The sequence below is a fragment of the Lysinibacillus sp. GW247-5R2A genome, from assembly GCF_059424475.1.
This window is the reverse complement of the sequence record NZ_JBWKZL010000019.1, coordinates 23277-43385: the sequence shown is the minus strand read 5'-3', so window position 1 is coordinate 43385 and position 20109 is coordinate 23277. Positions and strand designations below refer to the sequence as shown.

At 39.0% G+C, this 20109-nt stretch carries 17 protein-coding genes; all 17 read right to left on the bottom strand.

The window, feature by feature from the left end:
* Positions 1-20 precede the first annotated feature (20 nt).
* The 17 genes from AC07YC_RS21720 to AC07YC_RS21640 all read right to left on the bottom strand — a co-directional run bounded on the left by AC07YC_RS21720 (position 21) and on the right by AC07YC_RS21640 (position 20035).
* Positions 21-1217, bottom strand: a complete 1197-nt coding sequence (locus tag AC07YC_RS21720; RefSeq protein ID WP_494920412.1) for an MFS transporter — start codon at positions 1215-1217, stop codon at positions 21-23.
* Positions 1218-1530: 313 nt separating this feature from the next.
* Entirely contained in the window at positions 1531-2892 is a 1362-nt protein-coding gene (locus AC07YC_RS21715; protein WP_494920411.1) for a trypsin-like peptidase domain-containing protein, read from the bottom strand.
* Positions 2893-3287: 395 nt separating this feature from the next.
* The gene (gene glpK, locus AC07YC_RS21710) at positions 3288-4784 is read right to left on the bottom strand and encodes a glycerol kinase GlpK (RefSeq protein WP_336637029.1); all 1497 of its coding nucleotides are present in this window, start codon (positions 4782-4784) and stop codon (positions 3288-3290) included.
* 19 nt (positions 4785-4803) lie between these two features.
* A complete protein-coding gene (locus tag AC07YC_RS21705; protein WP_494920410.1) occupies positions 4804-5607 on the bottom strand; it encodes an MIP/aquaporin family protein in 804 nt (267 codons plus the stop codon).
* 162 nt (positions 5608-5769) lie between these two features.
* Positions 5770-6327 carry a glycerol-3-phosphate responsive antiterminator gene (locus AC07YC_RS21700; protein ID WP_016992235.1) on the bottom strand — a complete coding sequence of 186 codons (558 nt, stop codon included), beginning with the start codon at positions 6325-6327 and terminating at the stop codon, positions 5770-5772.
* A gap of 71 nt (positions 6328-6398) precedes the next feature.
* A complete protein-coding gene (locus tag AC07YC_RS21695; RefSeq protein WP_494920409.1) occupies positions 6399-8042 on the bottom strand; it encodes a glycerol-3-phosphate dehydrogenase/oxidase in 1644 nt (547 codons plus the stop codon).
* Between the two features lie 201 nt (positions 8043-8243).
* On the bottom strand, positions 8244-9212 hold the full coding sequence (locus AC07YC_RS21690) for a tRNA dihydrouridine synthase (protein ID WP_494920419.1): 969 nt from the start codon (positions 9210-9212) through the stop codon (positions 8244-8246).
* Positions 9213-9327: 115 nt separating this feature from the next.
* Positions 9328-10692 (bottom strand): 23S rRNA (uracil(1939)-C(5))-methyltransferase RlmD, encoded by a 1365-nt coding sequence (gene rlmD, locus AC07YC_RS21685; RefSeq protein WP_494920418.1) that lies wholly within the window; start codon positions 10690-10692, stop codon positions 9328-9330.
* 109 nt (positions 10693-10801) lie between these two features.
* Positions 10802-10924, bottom strand: a complete 123-nt coding sequence (gene cydS, locus AC07YC_RS21680) for a cytochrome bd oxidase small subunit CydS family protein (protein WP_012292033.1) — start codon at positions 10922-10924, stop codon at positions 10802-10804.
* 14 nt (positions 10925-10938) lie between these two features.
* Positions 10939-11964 carry a cytochrome d ubiquinol oxidase subunit II gene (locus tag AC07YC_RS21675; RefSeq protein ID WP_494920408.1) on the bottom strand — a complete coding sequence of 342 codons (1026 nt, stop codon included), beginning with the start codon at positions 11962-11964 and terminating at the stop codon, positions 10939-10941.
* Complete coding sequence (locus tag AC07YC_RS21670; protein ID WP_494920407.1) at positions 11961-13307, bottom strand: cytochrome ubiquinol oxidase subunit I; 1347 nt, start codon at positions 13305-13307, stop codon at positions 11961-11963. Before AC07YC_RS21670 ends, AC07YC_RS21675 begins: the two co-directional genes overlap by 4 nt.
* A 447-nt stretch (positions 13308-13754) precedes the next feature.
* Complete coding sequence (locus AC07YC_RS21665; protein WP_336637025.1) at positions 13755-14669, bottom strand: diacylglycerol kinase; 915 nt, start codon at positions 14667-14669, stop codon at positions 13755-13757.
* A gap of 63 nt (positions 14670-14732) precedes the next feature.
* Positions 14733-15296 (bottom strand): thioredoxin family protein, encoded by a 564-nt coding sequence (locus AC07YC_RS21660; RefSeq protein ID WP_494920406.1) that lies wholly within the window; start codon positions 15294-15296, stop codon positions 14733-14735.
* Positions 15297-15456: 160 nt separating this feature from the next.
* Positions 15457-16884, bottom strand: coding sequence for an Asp-tRNA(Asn)/Glu-tRNA(Gln) amidotransferase subunit GatB (gatB, locus tag AC07YC_RS21655; RefSeq protein ID WP_402796776.1), 1428 nt, complete (start codon positions 16882-16884; stop codon positions 15457-15459).
* A gap of 1 nt (position 16885) precedes the next feature.
* Complete coding sequence (gene gatA / locus AC07YC_RS21650) at positions 16886-18349, bottom strand: Asp-tRNA(Asn)/Glu-tRNA(Gln) amidotransferase subunit GatA (protein ID WP_036120678.1); 1464 nt, start codon at positions 18347-18349, stop codon at positions 16886-16888.
* 24 nt (positions 18350-18373) lie between these two features.
* Positions 18374-18661, bottom strand: coding sequence for an Asp-tRNA(Asn)/Glu-tRNA(Gln) amidotransferase subunit GatC (gene gatC, locus AC07YC_RS21645; RefSeq protein WP_008173651.1), 288 nt, complete (start codon positions 18659-18661; stop codon positions 18374-18376).
* Positions 18662-18895: 234 nt separating this feature from the next.
* A complete protein-coding gene (locus AC07YC_RS21640; protein WP_336637022.1) occupies positions 18896-20035 on the bottom strand; it encodes a CamS family sex pheromone protein in 1140 nt (379 codons plus the stop codon).
* Positions 20036-20109: the final 74 nt, after the last annotated feature.

The following is a 20109-nucleotide window of genomic DNA, read 5'->3' as shown; positions in this document are numbered from 1 at the left end:
TTCTTTTGTAATGGATAGCATTAAGCTGTTTGCAAGTCCTCAGTCGAGCCCTTCAGTGTTAGCATGACCATAAAGGAAATGCCATATAACGCTGCTAAGTAAATCATAACGACTGTCATATCATAGCTTTGTAAAATATAGCCGACAAAGATTGGTGAAAATCCTCCTATTGCTCGACCAAAGTTAAAAATTGTATTTGTTGCTGTACTACGAATTTGCACTGGATAGAAGCTACTAATTAATGCACCGTAGCCAGCAAACATCCCATTAGAGAAGAATCCTACAATTGCCCCTCCCAATAAGATAGCTACAGCTCCTGTCGCAAAGGAGTATAGGAATACGGCACATGCAGAAGCCAATAAAAAGATACCAAATGCACGTTTCGCACCAAAACGATCCATAAATCTTCCGAAAGTGAGCATACCGATAATCATGCCGACTGCAGTACTAATTGTCCACAAGGCTGAGCTTGAAACAGATAAGCCTTGCGATTTTTGGAGCATGGATGGTAGCCAGATCATCAGGCCATTATAGCCTGCAATTTGAACAGTTGCCATAACTATTAAGGTTAAGGTCGTCATAGTGACACGAGGTGTTGCAAATAGCTGTGCCAATTTTCCTTTTTTCTCTTTGTTACGTTGATTATTTTGTGACGCCAGCCATTCTGGTGATTCATGAAGATTTTTTCGTACCATAAAGGCAAAGATTACTGGCAATACGCCAACAAAGAATAGTGCTCTCCATCCTAGTGTCGGTAAAATAACGGCGCTTAATAAAGCAGCTAAGATGACCCCATATTGTGCACCTACACTCACATATGAAGAGGCTCTTCCTTGTTTATTTTTTGGCCAAGCCTCGGCGACAAGCGCCATTCCGATACCGTACTCCCCACCAGCACCTAGTCCAGCGATAAATCTATATACATAAACTTGTTCAATACTTGTTGCTATTCCTGTTAAGGCAGTACCGATTGCAAACAATATGATGGTATATGTGAACACTTTTACCCGACCGTACTTATCTGCAAGCACACCAAAAATAATCCCACCTAAAAGCATACCAATATTCGTGATAGATGAAATTAATCCACCCGTTGCCAGATCAATGTTAAATTCTGCAATAATCATAGTCATCGCAAAAGAAATAAACATAATGTCCATTCCTTCTAGCGTTAACCCGGCCACTGAAGCGACCACGGTTTTTTTTCGATAATCCATTCTTTCTAACCTCCAGATTTTTGTTGTCTCTCTCTTTTAGCGTTCGAGTGAATGGATTATTGTTGTTTTGTCCATTCTCTTTTGAAGCCTCACGGGACTTCCTTTAAAAGAGGTGTATTTGAACAAAAATAAAAGCCCTTTAGTCAGAGAAGACAAAAGGGCATGCCAAAGCAAAGATATTATAAGCCTAAAAATATCATGTAGCCCTTTTCAGCCTCTCTGGACCGTATTAAAGGTAATTTATTTCGTTCATTTATACCGTTTTACATTCTATTAGATTACGCATAAAAAAGCAATGGTTGAATAGTGGAAACTAACTAGGTAACTCAATAAAGTTTTGAGCAAATTGATAGATGACATGTGCCGGTACAGCCAAATTAAGGTTCTGACCATCATTAAAGCCAGCTGTAATTAAACCGACCAACCTCCCTTGCATATCCAATAAAGCACCACCTGAACTTCCGTTTGAAATAGCAGCTGTAAATTGAACCATAGACATTTTTTGTATATCTCTAAATCCCGCAACAATTCCATCCGAGACAGAATTAAATAAACCGAGAGGACTGCCAATCGCTACAATTTTTTGTCCTCTGACTAAATGACCATCCATTTTAACAGGTAAAGGTTGGCCTGTTCTGTCCACTTTCAAAATAGCCAGATCATGTATATCATGATATTTCACAAATTGATGCGTAGTATATTCGTTTGGATCATTTTCATATAGCACAGAATAATATTTCCCACCACCTACAACATGTAAGTTCGTCAAAATATAGCCATCGCGATGGAGAACCACTCCAGAGCCAAAACATAACAATTTACCATCCTCGGCAAATGTCTTTATCATGACAACAGACGTCGCTAAAGAAGCCAACTGTTCATAACTACACTCTTCTGAAGTAACCATACTAGAGCTAGGGGTTGGGAGAATCGTCGGTTGTTGTGGTGGTATGCTTTTCATCGAAAGCATTTTAGGGATTATGAATTCTTTTTCATAGCAATCAGGACAACTCTGCAAATTAGATGATGCTGCTATGATAGGATATAAATTAGTGATATCCCCTTTAGGATTCATATAGCATATATCGCAGCCAAGTGTCGATAAAAAGTATAAGAATAATGATTCATGCTGCGTAATGTCACCTATAAAAACAATTTTAGAGGATGCTTGATTTTCCATAGAAAAAATTTGTGGTAAATAATATTCCATCCAATATAAAAATTTAACGGCAAAGTTTTTTAGTAAAGTATCATTCGCATGCGGTTGTTGTTCTTTAAAAAGATGGAGAATATTTCTAAAGCTTAGCTTTTTTGTCCATTCAAGTTGATCATTCGCTAATTTACCGCATAAAGATGTCTCATACAGTAATTGCATACTATCAGCAGCAACCTGCCAATCCTCCCATAGCTCCGACAGTCTATCTGCATCTTTCTTATTATTGATGACCTCAAGCCTATGTAGTCGTAAATAAAATACGCTTTGCTTTGAGAAATACTCATCCATTTTTACAATATCTTCTTTATAAAGATCTACAGAATCAGGTATACCAATATAACGTAGAAAGACTACTTCCTTCGTAAGGGCATTATTGTTAGGACTGATCTGCATAAACTCCTGAAAAGGATTAGCTAACTTTTTATATTTAATTTTTAACGGTCTGGTTGTCACAACCATTTTCATACAACTCCTATAAGCACGTCATTACGTATAATGGTACTTATATACAATTCTCTGACATCTCTCTAAATCCTCTATTCCTAACGACAAAAATGCACAACTCTATAAAGAATTAGACGTTTTCTTCACCTTTCTCAAATAAAAATATCAGAAGTATAAAAGCCGTGCATACAAACAAGAACCCCGCCATCAGCATCTGACTGATTGAAAAGTCAAACTAACTATACGATGAGCTGTTTGAAAAAGAATTCATGCTAGAAGAAAAATTGGACATTAGTTAAGAGCAATCTGGAGACAACATAAAAAATAGAGAAATCCAAATTTGAATGCATTCGAATTCGGATTTCTCATTAATTGAAGCTAGCTATGTCCCAGCCTCTCAAATGATTGGCTTACTTAAATACTTGCGCTGCAGCAACAGCCTTTTTCCATCCTCCATAAATTTTATCTCGATGGTCATTACTCATATTAGGGGTAAATTGACGATCTAAATTCCAATATTTGCCGATTTCCTCTGTCGAATGCCAATAGCCAACTGCTAAGCCAGCTAAATACGCTGCTCCTAAAGCGGTTGTTTCATTAATAATAGGGCGATCCACAGGAACATCCAATAAATCTGCCTGGAATTGCATTAAGAAATCATTAGCCACAGCTCCGCCATCTACACGTAATTTGGCTAGTGGAATATTTGCATCTGCCTCCATCGCTGCTAATACATCCTTTGTTTGATATGCTAATGATTCTAGCGTAGCACGTACAAAATGCTCCTTCGCAGTTCCTCGTGTTAAGCCAAAGATAGCTCCGCGCACATCAGAATCCCAGTACGGTGTTCCTAAGCCAACAAATGCGGGGACAACATAAACACCATCCGTTGACTCTACACGTGTTGCATATTGCTCTGATTCACTTGCATTACGGAACATACGTAAACCGTCACGTAACCATTGAATCGCAGAACCTGCTACAAAAATACTTCCCTCTAAAGCATAGGTTACTTTGCCATCTAAGCCCCAGGCTAATGTAGTCAATAAGCCATTATCTGACTTCACTGCCTTTTCACCAGTATTCATTAACATAAAGCAACCTGTGCCATATGTGTTTTTAACCATACCTTCCTCAAAGCATGCCTGACCAAATAGGGCTGCTTGTTGGTCGCCTGCAGCTCCCGCAATTGGGACAGCAGAGCCAAAGAATAATGCCTCCTCTGTATAGCCATAAACTTCAGAAGAAGGACGTACTTCTGGTAGCATAGAGGCGGGAACTGTTAAAATTTCTAATAGTTCTTCATCCCACTTTAAATCATGGATATTATACATCAATGTACGAGAGGCATTTGAATAGTCTGTTACATGAACTTTTCCACCAGATAGCTTCCAAATTAGCCAAGTATCAATTGTGCCGAATAGCAACTCTCCTGCCTCGGCTTTTTCACGAGCTCCCTCAACATGATCTAAAATCCACTTCACTTTTGTACCTGAGAAATAAGCATCTATTAATAAACCTGTTTTATCACGGAATAAATCATTGTAACCGCTTTCCTTTAATTGCTCACAAATTTCATTCGTTTGACGTGATTGCCAAACAATTGCGTTATATACAGGCTTGCCAGTATGTTTATCCCATACTACGGTTGTTTCACGTTGATTGGTAATCCCAATCCCTGCAATTTGATTTGAACTCACACCTTTTTCTGATAACACTGTTGCAATACAAGATAGAATAGATGACCAAATTTCCTCTGCATGATGCTCTACCCAGCCTGCTTGTGGAAAATGTTGATGGAATTCTTGTTGTGCTGTGTGTACGATTTTACCCGTTTCATCAAAAAGAATAGCTCTTGAGCTTGTAGTTCCTTGGTCTAACGCTAAAATATATTTTTTTTCTGACATAGAAATCCCTCCAAATAAATTAGTCTTCTACTTGAACATTCTTAACCGTTAATTGTGCTCCTATGAAAATAGCAATCACAATTACTGCAACAATCCAAAAAGCAATACTATTTTCCCCTTCAAATATTTGTTGGAAAAACAATGCACCAAATGTACCTCCAATAATTGGACCCACAACTGGTACCCATGCATAGCTCCAGCCAGAATCTCCTTTACCTGCAATCGGTAAAATAAAATGCGCAATACGTGGACCTAAATCACGAGCTGGGTTTATGGCATAACCTGTTGGGCCCCCTAACGCCATCCCAATTACAATAATTAACATACCAACTAAAAATGGATTTAAACCATCTGTAATAGTATTTGTACCTAAAGCTAAAATTCCTAAAACTAAAATAAATGTTCCTATCATTTCTGATAATAGATTTGATAAAGGATGCTTAATAGCTGGCATTGTGGAAAATGGCGCTAATTTTACATCGGCATCTGCTGTTGCCTGCCAATGTGGTAAATACATGAAGTAAACAAGTGTAGCCCCTAAAAATGCACCAATCATTTGTGCAGCAATATAGGCTGGCACGTCTGCCCAAGGAAAGTTTCCAATCGTGGCAAGGGCAATTGTTAATGCCGGATTTAGGTGAGCACCACTGATCCCACCTACTGCATAAGCTGCCATTGCAACCGCAAGCCCCCATGCAAAGGTAATGACGATCCATCCACCACCAAAGCCTTTTGATTTGTTTAGCACGGCACCTGCTACTACGCCGCCACCAAATAAAATAAGAATCATTGTGCCGACCAGCTCAGCTGTAAACGTAGACATAGTTTAATCCCCCTTTGTGATAATAGCCCATAGAAAACAAAAAGGAACCCACATCCAATCAAACTACATTAATACATGTAGATGAACAAATGTGGGTTCCTTTTCCTAACCACGTGCGTATGAACTTATGTCCATTTTAGAGAAAAAAACATACAGAGTCAACTATTTTTTGAAATTTTCCCATAATTGTCTATTAGATGTTGTAACAGCGATAGCACCACCAGCTAATGCTTCTTCAATATTGTCCACTGTACGTACTAAGCCACCTGTAATAACAGGGATTTGAGTACGTTCATGGATTTCCTGAATCATCGACGGAATAATGCCAGGTAATAGCTCAATATAATCAGGCTGCGCTGTTTCAATCATCGAATAACTTTTTTCAAGAGCAATCGTATCAATCAAAAACACACGTTGAATAGCCATAATTCCACGAGCTTTGGCTTTCATTAGCATATTGGAACGCGTTGAAATAATGCCAGCCGGACGAATATCATTACATAAAAAGTCCGCTGCAAAATTATCTGTTTTTAAACCATGAATTAAATCCGCATGAATAATTAATTTCTTTCCATGTCGATGTGCCTCACGCTTTAAAGACATCAATAAGCTAATGTGCACCTCCAATAGCACAATATAATCGAATGGACTTGCTATTATCTCGTCAAATTGCTTGACGGTACGCGCAGCAGGAATCACCTGTTGATTATCAAAATGCATTCCATTCTCTCCTTCCCTTCTAATACAAAGTGAACGCTCACCCTTATATTATGTTGAGAGTAACTACATCATTATAGCGCAGTTGTCGCTCGTTTTATTTCTTTCTTTACATCTTCTTCATATTGTGTCCGTTGCTGTACTGTCCAGTTGAGTTGCTTAGCCATTTCATCTAGAATTGCCTCTTCATATTGTCGAACAATTGCCATTTGGAAGAACATATATCCTGTCCGGCGAACCATAAAATCATTTGGATGAACGACCATTTCATGATGAATACCATACATTAACTGCGCATACAGCCATGATGGTAAGATCGGGTGTCCCTCCTTTACATAATTAAAAACAATTTCTACATTGCTACCATAATGCTGTGTTAAAAATTTGGCCTCTTCCTCAGATAAGCCTATTTTCTTGCCTACTCTTGTATAGTCATATAAGAAGGCATAAAATTTACGTGAACCGCCAATATGGCCACCAGAAATCGGAATGTTTTTTGTTGTACATGGAGAGGATTTAATACCAAATTGTTGCTCTAGCTCCTGTGTAATCGTATTTAATACGGTTTCAGCCATTTTGCGATAGCCGGTTAATTTCCCACCTGCAATTGTTACAAGCCCCGATGGCGAAATCCACACTTCATCCTTACGAGAAATTTCAGATGGATTTTTTCCGTCCTCATGAATCAATGGACGAACGCCTGCCCAACTTGATTCAATATCCGCATCGGTCACCTTCACGCTTGGGAACATATAACGAATAGCGTTCATGATATAATCGCGGTCCTCTTGATAAATATCCATATTGCGAGCATCGCCTTCATAAAATGTATCTGTTGTCCCCACATATGTTTTTCCTTGTCGAGGGATGGCAAATACCATGCGACCATCAGGGGTATCAAAATAAACAGCTTGCTTTAACGGAAATTTGGATTCATCAAAAACAATATGCACACCTTTCGATAAAATTAAATGCTTCCCTGCTTGCTTCCCTTCAATTGTGCGCACATCGTCCACCCATGGACCAGCAGCATTAACGACAGCCTTTGCACGAATTTCGATTGGATGATTGGTTAATAAATCCGTCGCAACAATACCACTTATTTTTTGCTGTTCATTATATAAAAAGTTTTCGGCTTTTATATAATTCAATAATGTTGCCCCTCTTTCAATGGCTGCCTTTGCAACTTCAATGGTTAAACGAGCATCATCAGTACGATACTCTACATACATACCACCGCCAAGTAATCCCTTTGTTTTCACTAATGGCTCCTTTTCAATGGTTTGACCTGTATTTAACATATAACGGCGTTCTGCACGTTTAACTCCTGCTAAAAAATCATAGACACGCAAGCCGAGATTTGTAGAGTATTTTCCAAATGTGCCTCCCTTATGAAAAGGCAATAACATCCAAACCGGTGTTGTCACATGTGGACCATTTTCATAAACAATTGCACGTTCCTTCCCTAACTCTGCTACCTCTTTTATTTCAAATTGCTTTAAATATCGTAAACCGCCATGTACCAATTTTGTGGAACGGCTAGAAGTTCCTGCTGCAAAATCCTGCATTTCCACTAATGCTACAGAAAGACCGCGAGCAATAGCATCCAGTGCAATACCACAACCTGTAATACCGCCACCAATTACTAATAAATCGTACTCCCTATCTTGAAGTTCCTCTATTGTTTGTTGTCGTTGTAACGCAGAAGCTGTACTCATCATTTATTTCCTCCCTCATCATTTTAACGATAAAAAAAGACCATCAAAAGCATATGTACGTTAGGCACATATGTTTTCAATGGTCTCTCAGTTACTCAAACCTGCTATTAACTTACTTTTTATTGTAATATGCACATTCCAAAAAGGCAAGTTTCTGTTTAGTGACAGAATACTGCTTACCTTACCCTAATGAAGTAGAATTCACTCAACGTGATTTGCTTCAAAGCGATCAAGCAATGCACGCACTTCATCTGTTGATTTCGTGTTCATCAATTGGCCTCTTAACTCACCGGCGCCTCGGAATCCTTTGACATATATTTTGAAAAAGCGATGAAGTCCTGTGATAGAGCGTGGGAGTTCTTCCGCATATTGATCTTGAAGATCTAGCTGCAATCTTAACAGGTCAATATACTCTTTACTGCTATGCGCCTTTGGTTCTTTTTCAAAAGCAAAGGGATTTTTAAAAATACCTCGTCCAATCATTACGCCATCAATCCCATATTTTTCGGCAAGCTCTAGCCCAGTTTGTCTGTCAGGGATGTCTCCATTGATCGTTAGTAGCGTATTAGGTGCGATACGATCGCGTAATTTTTTGATTTCCGGAATGAGCTCCCAATGTGCATCAACTTGGCTCATTTCCTTTCTTGTGCGTAAATGAATCGACAGGTTCGCAATATCTTGTTTGAAAATATGCGTTAACCATTCCTCCCATTCCTCTACATCCTTATAGCCAAGTCGTGTTTTCACACTGACAGGCAGTCCACCAGCCTTTGCAGCTTGAATCAATTCTGCCGCCACATCTGGACGTAGAATAAGGCCACTCCCTTTTCCCCTCGATGCCACATTTGGCACAGGACAGCCCATATTAATATCGATACCTTTAAACCCTAGCTCTGCCATGCCAATACTCATTAGACGAAAATACTCAGGATTATCCCCCCAAATATGTGCCACCATCGGCTGCTCATCCTCCGTAAAAATCAAACGGCCACGGACACTTTTCTGTCCCTCTGGATGACAATAGCTATCCGAATTCGTAAACTCTGTGAAAAATACGTCCGGTCTTCCGGCTTCACTGACTACTTGACGGAAAACAACATCTGTAACATCTTCCATCGGTGCCAGTACAAAAAATGGACGCGGCAAATCACGCCAAAAATTATCTATCATGTTCATTCCAAATCCTCTCACTATCTGTATAACTCACTTTAACTCAAAAACAACTGTATGAAACATTATAAAAAGCAGATGGTATAGAAATTTATCTATATCAACTGCTTTTCTATTATACCAACTCTAGCCACGCAACCGCTTCACAATGTGAGGAGTGCGGGAACATATCTACTGGTTGAATTTCTTGTGTTTGGTAGCCGCCATCCTCCAAAATACGAAGGTCGCGTGCTATTGTAGCTGGGTTGCAGGAGACATAGACCACTCGCTTTGGTCGTTGCTCTAAAATGGTTTTTAAAAGTGCTTCATCACAGCCTTTACGTGGTGGATCAACTACCAGTACGTCTGCTTCCTTTCCTTCCTTATACCATCTTGGTATAACTTCCTCAGCTGGGCCGGCCTCAAAATAAGTATTTGTAAAACCATTTAGGACCGCGTTACGTTTGGCATCTTCTATCGCTTGTGGGACAATTTCAACGCCCATGACTGCCTTTGCCTTTTGTGCAAGGAACAAGGAGATTGTTCCAATTCCACAATACGCATCAATTACTCGTTCATCCCCTTGCAAGTTAGCATAATCAAGTGCTTGTTTATAGAGGACCTCCGTTTGTTCTGGGTTGACCTGATAGAAGGAGCGAGCGGAAATTTCAAAGCGGACGTCGCCAATTGTGTCAATAATGACATCCTTCCCCCAAAGGTTCAGTGTGTCATCACCAAAAATCACATTCGTTTTCTCATGATTCACATTTTGCATAATTGAAGTGACGTTCGGAACAAGCTTTTGAATTACTGCAACGGCTGCTTCTTTTTGTGGGAATTTTTTCTTTTTCGTCACGAGGACAACCATGACCTCACCTGTTGCCCGTGCTTTACGAATGACAACATGGCGCAACATGCCTTCGTGGGAATATTCATTGTATGGGCGCATGCCTATCGCTACTAATTCTTTTTTCAAGCCTGCTAAAATTGCATCTGCTTCTCCTGTTTGAATCAAGCAACGCTCCATATCCACAATGCTATGCGTCTTTGTTTTATAGAAACCAGCAATAGCTTGTCCTGCTTCATTTTCAGAGAAAGGAATTTGCGCTTTATTACGGTAATGCCAAGGCTCTTTCATTCCTTTTACAGGCAGAACCGGTGCATCAATTTTACCAATGCGTTGCATCACATTGCGCACCATATTTTCTTTCCATTTGAGCTGGCCCTCATAGGATAAATGCTGTAATTGACAGCCTCCGCATTGCTTAAAGTAATCGCATGGAGCTTCTACTCGATCGGGTGATGGCTTAATAATATCTACAACTTTGGCAAAGCCATAATTTTTTAAAGTTTTCATCACATGGATTTCGGCTGTTTCGTTCGGAAGTGCGCCTTGTATAAATAATGGATAGCCATCTACCTTAGCGACACCATTGCCGTCATGTGTTAAGTCTTCTATATAAACTGAAAGTCGTTCATTCTTTTTCACGGGTGCTGACATTCGTACATCCTCCATTTCAATCTCCTTATTGTAGCATGTGTTGGCGAATGAAAAAAGAACAAGACCTGCCCGTTATACGGTTCTTCTAGCTAACTTGAAAAAAGAGCCGCTATTCGCGACTCTTTCCTTGCTCTTTTGTTATATGATAATCCCTTGGTGCCCACCAAAATGCACACAAGATTCCAAGAATGACGACAATAAAAGGCGCATAAAAAATTAAAAAACTTTGCATATACTCATTTCCTCCTATGCGTGATTGTCTTCTTTTCCGGTCACATAGTTTTTATTGAACAAGAATAATTTCATCAATAAATAAAGTGATGGAAGTAGGAGACACAGTCCTAAAATAAAGGCGATGATTAAAGCAATTGCCATTTGTGTACTTGTGAAGCCATCATAAATCGTTAAATATGGATACAGTAAATATGGATATTGCGCAATACCATAAGCGAAAAATGCTACCGCAAATTGAGCAATCAGAAGCGCAACTGCGAGCCCATATTTTTTACGCATGGCAATGAGGAACACTGTAATCATAAATAATATGGCTGATATTGCAAACATCCACCATAAATTCACCATGTGACTATAACTTTCAGGGTTAATGGACTTCATCTCATACATAATGCCTAATGCGCTGATCATTAAAGGAGCTGCCCATAAAAGTGCATATTTTCTCATTAGCTTCGTTGCTTCCTTGTCATTCGCTTTATGAGCATACCAAGTTAAGAATACTGCGGAAATGTAAAGTACAGCTGCAATACTCAGTACAACAATGCTCCAAGCAAATGGACTCGTATATAAAGTCCAATAGTTTAAAACAGGCTGCCCTTTAACGAGATCCACATACCCTCCACCAGCAATGGCAAAGACAACAGACAACGATGCAGGAATTAATAAACCTGCTACACCATACGTCAGCGTGTAACCAATATGTCCTCTTGTACCATACGATTCAAAGGCATAATAGGAACCTCGAATGGCTAATAGCACAAGGGAAATGCTGACGGGTATAAGTAAAATGGTTCCGTAGTAAAAAGCAGTTTGTGGGAAAAATCCTACGATCCCTACAAAGAAGAATACCAAAAAGACATTGGTTACTTCCCAAACAGGCGATAAATATCGTTTAATAATATTCGTTAAAATATGATTCTTCCCAATCAATAGGCTATAGGCGTTAAAGAAACCGGCACCGAAATCAATCGATGCGACAATGACATAGCCAAATAGAAAAATCCACAATACTGAAATACCTAGAATCTCTAATGTCATAGGATGTCACCGCCTTTTTCAGAGTGGCGATCTTCAATCTCACGCTCAATGGGATTCTTTTTAAACATTCGCACCAAGACGACAACACTTCCTACCGCTAATACTGCATATACACCTGCAAATAACAACAGCATTAAATCCACATGATCACTCGTTGTGGCCCCTTCTAGAGTTCGCATCAAGCCATAAAGAATCCATGGTTGACGTCCAACCTCAGCAAGCCACCAGCCCGCTTCAATAGCAATGATAGAAAGTGGTCCCCCCGCCACAACGATCCATCGATACCAGCGTGAATGAATAAACTGCCAGCCCCGTGCTTTCCCTACAACATACAATAATGAAACTAGCACCATAAACATACCTATGGAGACCATAATATCAAAGAGATAATGAATATAGAGTGGTGGTATATCCTCTTCCTCGAATTGATCTAATCCAATTACCTCTGCATTAGGATTAAAATGTGCAAGAATGCTTAAAGCATACGGAATTTTGATGGCATATTTCACCTCTTCTCCATCTAGCACGCCAAATAAGACAAGAGAAGCCTTTCCTTCCGTTTCAAAATGCCATTCCGCTGCGGCTAATTTTTCTGGTTGATATTCCGCTAAGTATTTTCCTGAGAAATCTCCAATCACAGCTGCTGCAATGGAGAAAATTAAACCAATTTTCATCAGTAACAGTAATGCTTTTTTATGGTATACATGTTTCGATCCTTTAAGCATTCGGTATCCTGCTATAGCGGCTAAAACAAATGCAGATGTCATATACGCTGTTACGAGTACATGCGCCACCTTTGTCGGCATAGCAGGATTAAACATCGCTAAGAAGGGTTGAATATTAACAAGGTTCCCGTCGACAATATCGAAGCCTCTCGGGGCATTCATAAAGGCATTCACGATTGTAATAAATACAGCCGACATCGATGCACCTACTGCAACCGGAATTAACAATAGCATATGCTTTTTCTGACTATCAAAGCGGTCCCAAGTATATAAATAAATGCCCAAAAATATAGCTTCAAAGAAAAATGCAAACGTTTCCAAAAAAAGCGGTAATGCAATGGTTTGACCAGCTAGTTGCATAAAGTTAGGCCATAATAATGATAGTTGTAAGCCAATTGCCGTTCCCGTCACTACACCCACGGCGACCGTAATGACGAAGCCACGTGCCCAACGTCTGGCCATTAAAATATAATGCTCATCATTCTTTTTATACCCAGTCCATTGAGCAATCATGATCATTAACGGGACACCGACCCCTATCGTTGCATAAATGATGTGGAACGATAAAGTTAACTCAGTTAATGCACGACTCCAATAGACTGCTGATTCGTTTATCATCTCATTGCCCCCTAGCTCCCAAATATTCTTCCAAGAATGGAAAGTAGCATAATGATTGCAACACCAAAGCTTAGCCAAATAAGCTTCTTCTCCTGTGACTTATACAAAAGCAACACTTCCTTTCCCTTATCCATACCCCATTTTCCACTATTACAACGAAAAAAACCTTTATAATGGACCGAAATTTCAGCCTATTAATAAGGTTTCAAATTTTGTTCAAGTAATATACGCACATTTGCCAAACATTTTTCTTAATTCATTCACAATCCCTAATTCTAAAGGTTAGACTTACTACATATCCAATTTTTTGCTGTGGGCTATTTGCTTTAGTCTATTATCTTTTTGGTCGTTTGATACGAAAGTTTAAGTGGAGTTCTTCAAGAGTACGCTGAATCCTTTATACAAAAAAGCTCATCCTCGCTAAAACGAAGATGAGCTTTTCATGTATTATATACGGTCCTCTTCGCGAATATCTGCAAGAGGGACAAAAATTTCGATATGACGTTTTAAATTTTCAAAGGTAGCTGGAGCGTCTCCGCCATATTCACCATCTAGATTAAGATGTACTTCGTTTTCAGTAGTGACTTTGACAACACTCGCTTTTTTGTAAATGACACGGTCATCATTTAAATGTTCGCCTCTTAATGCCATAGCCGCTAGTTGAATAAACTCAGGCAGGCTAACCTTCTTTAACACTATTAATGTAAAGTATCCATCATTGATACTTGCATCTGGTGCAAGTTTTTCAAAGCCTCCTACAGAGTTGGTTAAACCACATAAGAACATCATGGCATCCCCGTCAAACACTTCCCCATCATATTCTATACGCATATGGGAGGCTTTGATGGATGGAATCATTTCCACTGCTTTTAAATAATAGGCTAACTGCCCAAGCATTGTTTTCATTTTACTTGGTACTTCATATGTTAGCTCCGTAATCCGTCCGCCAGCAGCAATATTGATGAAGTAGCGTTCGCCATTTAATAAACCGACATCCACTGGCAATGTATCGCCTTGTATAATAATGTCTACCGCTTCATCAATATTTCGCGGAATATGCACGGCACGGGCAAAATCATTTGTAGTGCCCATTGGAATTAGACCAACTTTTGGACGGTTTTCAAATGGACTTACACCTGAAACGACTTCATTTAAAGTGCCATCTCCACCAACTGCGATGATTATATCAAAGCCACGGTCTACTGCATCTTTTGCTGCAAGTGTTGCATCGCCTTCACCGGTTGTTGCGTGACAGGATGTTTCATAGCCTGCTACTTCTAATTTTTCCAACACCTCTGGTAGATGCTTCTTAAACGCTTCGCGTCCAGATGTAGGATTATAAATGATTCTTGCTCGTTTCATAACATACCTTCCTGCTTCATAAGATTCTAATTCATTCAACGATTTACTCGCTAAAATGTTGCTTTACTTTTGTAACGCATTTGTCACCAGTTTTTTAAAGTCTTCATAGACATACGTCCAATATGTTTGGTTCGTTATATTTTCCTCACGAATCTCCGCATAAAGGGCCTTTTGAGCCTCTTCAAATGTTGGGTCTTCTTTATCTGGTAAGCTTGCACGCTTCGTTACAACAAGCTCTTGTAGTTCAGGTGCACGTGGACCCCATTTGCCGATTACGTCACCATTGCTATCTAATAGCAAGTAAATAGGAATAGCACGACCTCCATTTGTTAAATACCGATCAATTAGATCTGTATCTGCATCACGGAACACTGTACGCATGTCCAATCCAGCTGCTTCAGCAACACGACGAACAATTGGATTGTTTAACATAGCATCTCCGCACCAATCTTCCGTAATCGTTAAAATTTTTGGTTGCTTGTCTTTTAATAATTCAATGAAGCCATCGTTTGTTGGCACTGCAAAGTCGTCATAAATGCGGAAGCTCTCTTCTTTAAGAGCCGTCATATTGTCCATATATTGTTGAATCGAAATAGCTTCATTAAAATATTGTTGTTCTGTTTTCATTGGTTCTCGTCCCCCTTATAATTATCTATTCTATATTTTGCTATGAATACTCCTTTTAAACAACTATTAAGTGTTACAAATTTCAATTTTGTTACATTTATGAAAAATAATAGCCGAGAAAGCGATTAAGCTCTCTCGGCTACTATGTTACAACGATTAATTATCGTTTGGCAATTTCTTGTTGCAATAATTTATTGACCATTGGTGGATTCGCTTGACCTTTAGTAGCTTTCATAATTTGACCAACTAAGAAGCCAATAGCACGATCCTTACCATTTTTGAAATCTTCGATAGACTGTGCATTGTTATCTAAAACTTCTGTAACAATGGCTAGTAAAGCACCTTCATCAGAAATTTGAACTAAGCCTTTTGCTTTTACAATTTCTTGTGCAGAACCGCCATTTTCAACTAATTCAGCAAACACTTTTTTACCGATTTTAGAAGAAATAGTACCATCCGTGATTAATTTCACCATTTCAGCAAGGTTTTCAGGTGTTAATGCCGTATCCTTTAAGTCTTTTTGTTCTGCGTTTAAATAAGCAGAAACATCCCCCATCAACCAGTTAGCAGAAAGTTTTGCATCTGCCCCTTTGACGATCATGGACTCGAAGAAGTCTGAAATTTCCTTAGAGATAACAAGAACTCCAGCATCATATGGTGTTAATCCTAGCTCTTCAACATAACGTTTTTTACGAGCATCTGGAAGCTCAGGAATTTCTGATTTTACTCGCTCTAGCCACGCGTCATCAATAGAAAGACGAACTAAGTCTGGCTCTGGGAAGTAACGGTAATCATCTGTTCCTTCCTTCACACGCATTAAAATAGTTTTACCCGTTTTTTCATCGAAACGACGAGTTTCTTGGTCGATAACGCCACCTGATAATAATACATCTGCTTGACGTAATTCCTCATGCTCTAAGCCACGACGAACATAGTTGAAAGAGTTCAGGTTTTTAAGCTCTGTTTTTGTACCAAACTCTTCTTGACCATAAGGACGAATAGAGATGTTGGCATCACAACGAAGTGAACCTTCTTCCATTTTACAGTCAGACACATCTGTATATTGGATAATTGATTTTAATTTTTCTAAGTAAGCATACGCTTCATTTGGCGTACGAATATCTGGCTCAGATACGATTTCTACAAGCGGAGTACCTTGACGGTTAAAGTCCACTAATGAATGATCTCCAGCATGTGAAAGTTTACCCGCATCTTCTTCCATATGAAGACGAGTAATACCGATACGCTTTGTATAGCCATCTACTTCAATGTCAATCCAGCCGTTTTTACCGATTGGCTTATCAAATTGAGAAATTTGATAAGCTTTCGGATTATCAGGGTAGAAGTAGTTTTTACGGTCAAATTTTGTTTCTTGTTCGATTTCCATATTTAATGCAAGAGCTGCACGCATAGCGAAATCTACCACATTTTTATTAAGAACTGGTAGCACACCAGGGTAGCCTAAATCGATTACTGTTGTATTTGTATTTGGTTCAGCACCAAAGTGAGCAGGTGCTGGTGAGAAGATTTTTGAGTTTGTTTTTAACTCAACGTGTACTTCTAAACCAATGACTGTTTCAAAGTTCATGTTATTTTCCCTCCCACATTTGAGGAACTTGTTTATGGAACTCCGTTGCTTGTTCAAAAGCATGAGCTACACGGTAAATAGTTGCTTCATCGAAGTATTTACCAATAATTTGTAAACCAAGTGGTAGTCCGTTGTCCAAACCACATGGAATAGAAATAGCAGGTACGCCTGCTAGGTTCATCGGAATTGTTAAAATATCATTTGCATACATTGTCATCGGATCATCCACATTTTCACCAATTTTGAAAGCTGGTGTTGGTGATGTAGGTCCAATGATGACATCGAAGTCTTCAAATACTTTGTCATAGTCTGCTTTAATCAGTGTACGTGCTTGTTGTGCTTTTTTGTAATACGCATCATACGTACCTGCGCTTAATGAATAAGTTCCTAGCATGATACGACGTTTTACTTCATCCCCAAAACCTTGTGCACGTGTTTCTTTATAAAGGTCCATTAAATTTGTCACGTTGTCTGCACGGAAACCATAACGGATACCATCGAAACGAGATAAGTTAGAAGACGCTTCAGATGAAGAAAGGATGTAGTACGCAGCCAGTGCGTATTTCGAATGAGGAAGTGATACTTCTTCTACAGTTGCACCTAAGCCTTTTAATACCTCTAATGCCTCAAGTACTGATTGACGTGCTGCTTCGCCAACACCTTCACCAAGGAATTCCTTTGGTACAGCGATACGTAAGCCTTTAATATCACCAGTAAGGGCTGCAGCATAGTTTGGCACCTCTACGTCAGCAGAAGTAGAATCATTTGGATCTAAGCCTGCAATAGCCTCAAGTAATAATGCATTATCTTCAACATTGCGTGTAATTGGTCCAATTTGATCTAAAGAAGAGGCGAATGCTACTAGACCAAAACGAGACACACGACCATATGTAGGTTTCATCCCTACAACACCACAGTAAGCTGCTGGTTGACGGATTGAACCACCTGTATCTGAACCAAGAGAGAATGGAACTTCTCCTGCTGCTACAGAAGCTGCAGATGCACCTGAAGATCCTCCTGGCACGTGATTTAAATTCCATGGGTTTTTCGTTGTTTTGTAGTATGAGTTTTCATTAGATGAACCCATTGCAAACTCGTCCATGTTTAGTTTACCGACTGTAATCATACCGGCTTCACGTAGCTTGTTGACAACAGTTGCATCATAAATTGGCATAAAGCCTTCCAAAATTTTTGAGGCACAAGTTGTTTCTAAGCCTTCTGTTACGATATTGTCTTTCACACCGATTGGAAGACCAAATAGCGGTCCACGCTCTTCAAATGGTACTTTATCCATTTCAGCAGCTTGTGCAGTTGCTTTTTCTTCGTTTGAAGCAAGGAATGCTTGTACATCGCCATCAAGCTTTGCAATGCGCTCGTATGCTTCTTTCGTTAAGTCAGCGATAGATAAGTTACCTGCTTTAATTTCCGCTTGTAACTCCTTAGCTGAACGTTCAAATAACGTCATGAGGAATCCTCCTATGTTTTAGTATTACATGATAGCTGGTACTTTTACTTGACCATCTTCTTGTTCCTTTACGTTTAACATCATTACTTCACGGTCTAGACCTTTTACTGCAACATCTTCACGCATTACATTGACTAATGGTAAAACATGCGTTGTAGGTTCAACATTCGCTGTATCTAGTTCGTTTAATTGCTCTGCAAAGTCAGTAATTTTACCAAGCTGTTCTGCAAACTTCTCAGCTTCCTCTTCAGTAATTGCAAGACGTGCTAAATTTGCCACGTGCTTTACTTCTTCTTTTGTTAATTTAGCCATTTTTTACACCTCCGAATACTTGCTCCATTTATTGTTTTTATCGATAACAATAGGGTTGGATAAAGTTTTAACCATGCCAATAATCATAACATTTTTCCTATTAAAAATCACAACTTTCACCAAAAATATAGAAACTTTCACTACTATAACGAAGTGTTGTCAATCAATACCAGTTGTTTTCCTTTAAGTATCTCTATCTACATAAAAAAATAGTCAGCTCAAAGGCTGACTATTTTATTCATAGACATGTACATAAGGGTCCGTATCATTAGCCTTTTTATTGATTAATGCCTCCGGACCATTGACAGAAGTAATACTCACCTCAACATGAATATTATTAAATCGATTGATTAAAATACCTGTCAAATATTGTGTGAATCCAATGATTTCTGCTTTACCGAAAAATTGAATAGGAATTTCGATCGTCAGTTTTTGGATTTCTTTATTACGATAGAAACCTGTACCAATAACACTTGTATAATTCGAGAAATATTTATCAACATCTTGCTTAAAGATTTTGAAGTTTTTACTCACGTCTCGATAAACATCCTGCGAATCATCTGTTGGAAATAATACATAATTCTCATCTATCCCTTCCCAATCAGCAATGTTGTTCTGTCCAGCTTTTGCTACACCATAGCTGAAATAGGCGCCAGGAATAATCTGATTGCGGGCTTGTTGCTTAAACAAGCCAACTACAATTGGTATATCCTTTAGCTCATCGCGTGTACGTAAACGTGAAACGATCTCAGCAGCCATTTTTTTGCCTTGTTCAACAAGCTCTGACTCTGATATTGGTTCCTCGTAATATTCGCCATACTGCTCTTTTTGATAATAATAAATGGAGTTAAGCGCAAGTCCTATTGAAATTCCACCTAATTTCACTTTATTATCTTTAGTTTTTGTTAAGTAATTTTGCTCAATAATATGAGATAAGTAGATAGGCGCCTTTTTTGCTCGTTCTTCGGGGGTCATTGTATCAGTTATCGGTGGATTTAATCCATCTTCTGTCTGAGAGCTTCGAGCCAGCCAAGAGCTCACTGTACTTTCAGCTAAATATTGACCCTCTTGGAAGTAATAGTTTTCAGTGTCAAACTCATGGTGAGAAAGACGCATTAAACCTGCTTCTACTTCCTTCATATCATATTTCGTATAAACATTAGATACAACTAGACCTCTACTGGCACTCTCTTTATAAGGAATAAGTGTCTTATAATAAGATTCATCAATTTGTATGCTGGGGATAATAGTTGTTTCAGTTTTTTCATCTTGTTGTGTTTCCTGCGTAAGCTCTGTTCCTCCTTCATTAGAAGGTACACAGCCGACTAACATTGCAGCTGCTACAAGTGCTGGAATGAGTCGAAAAGACTTCATTTTATTTAGTGCTCCTTTACTCATAATCAATTTGGTTCGACGAATCACTGATAATAATCATTAGCGTAATTCAT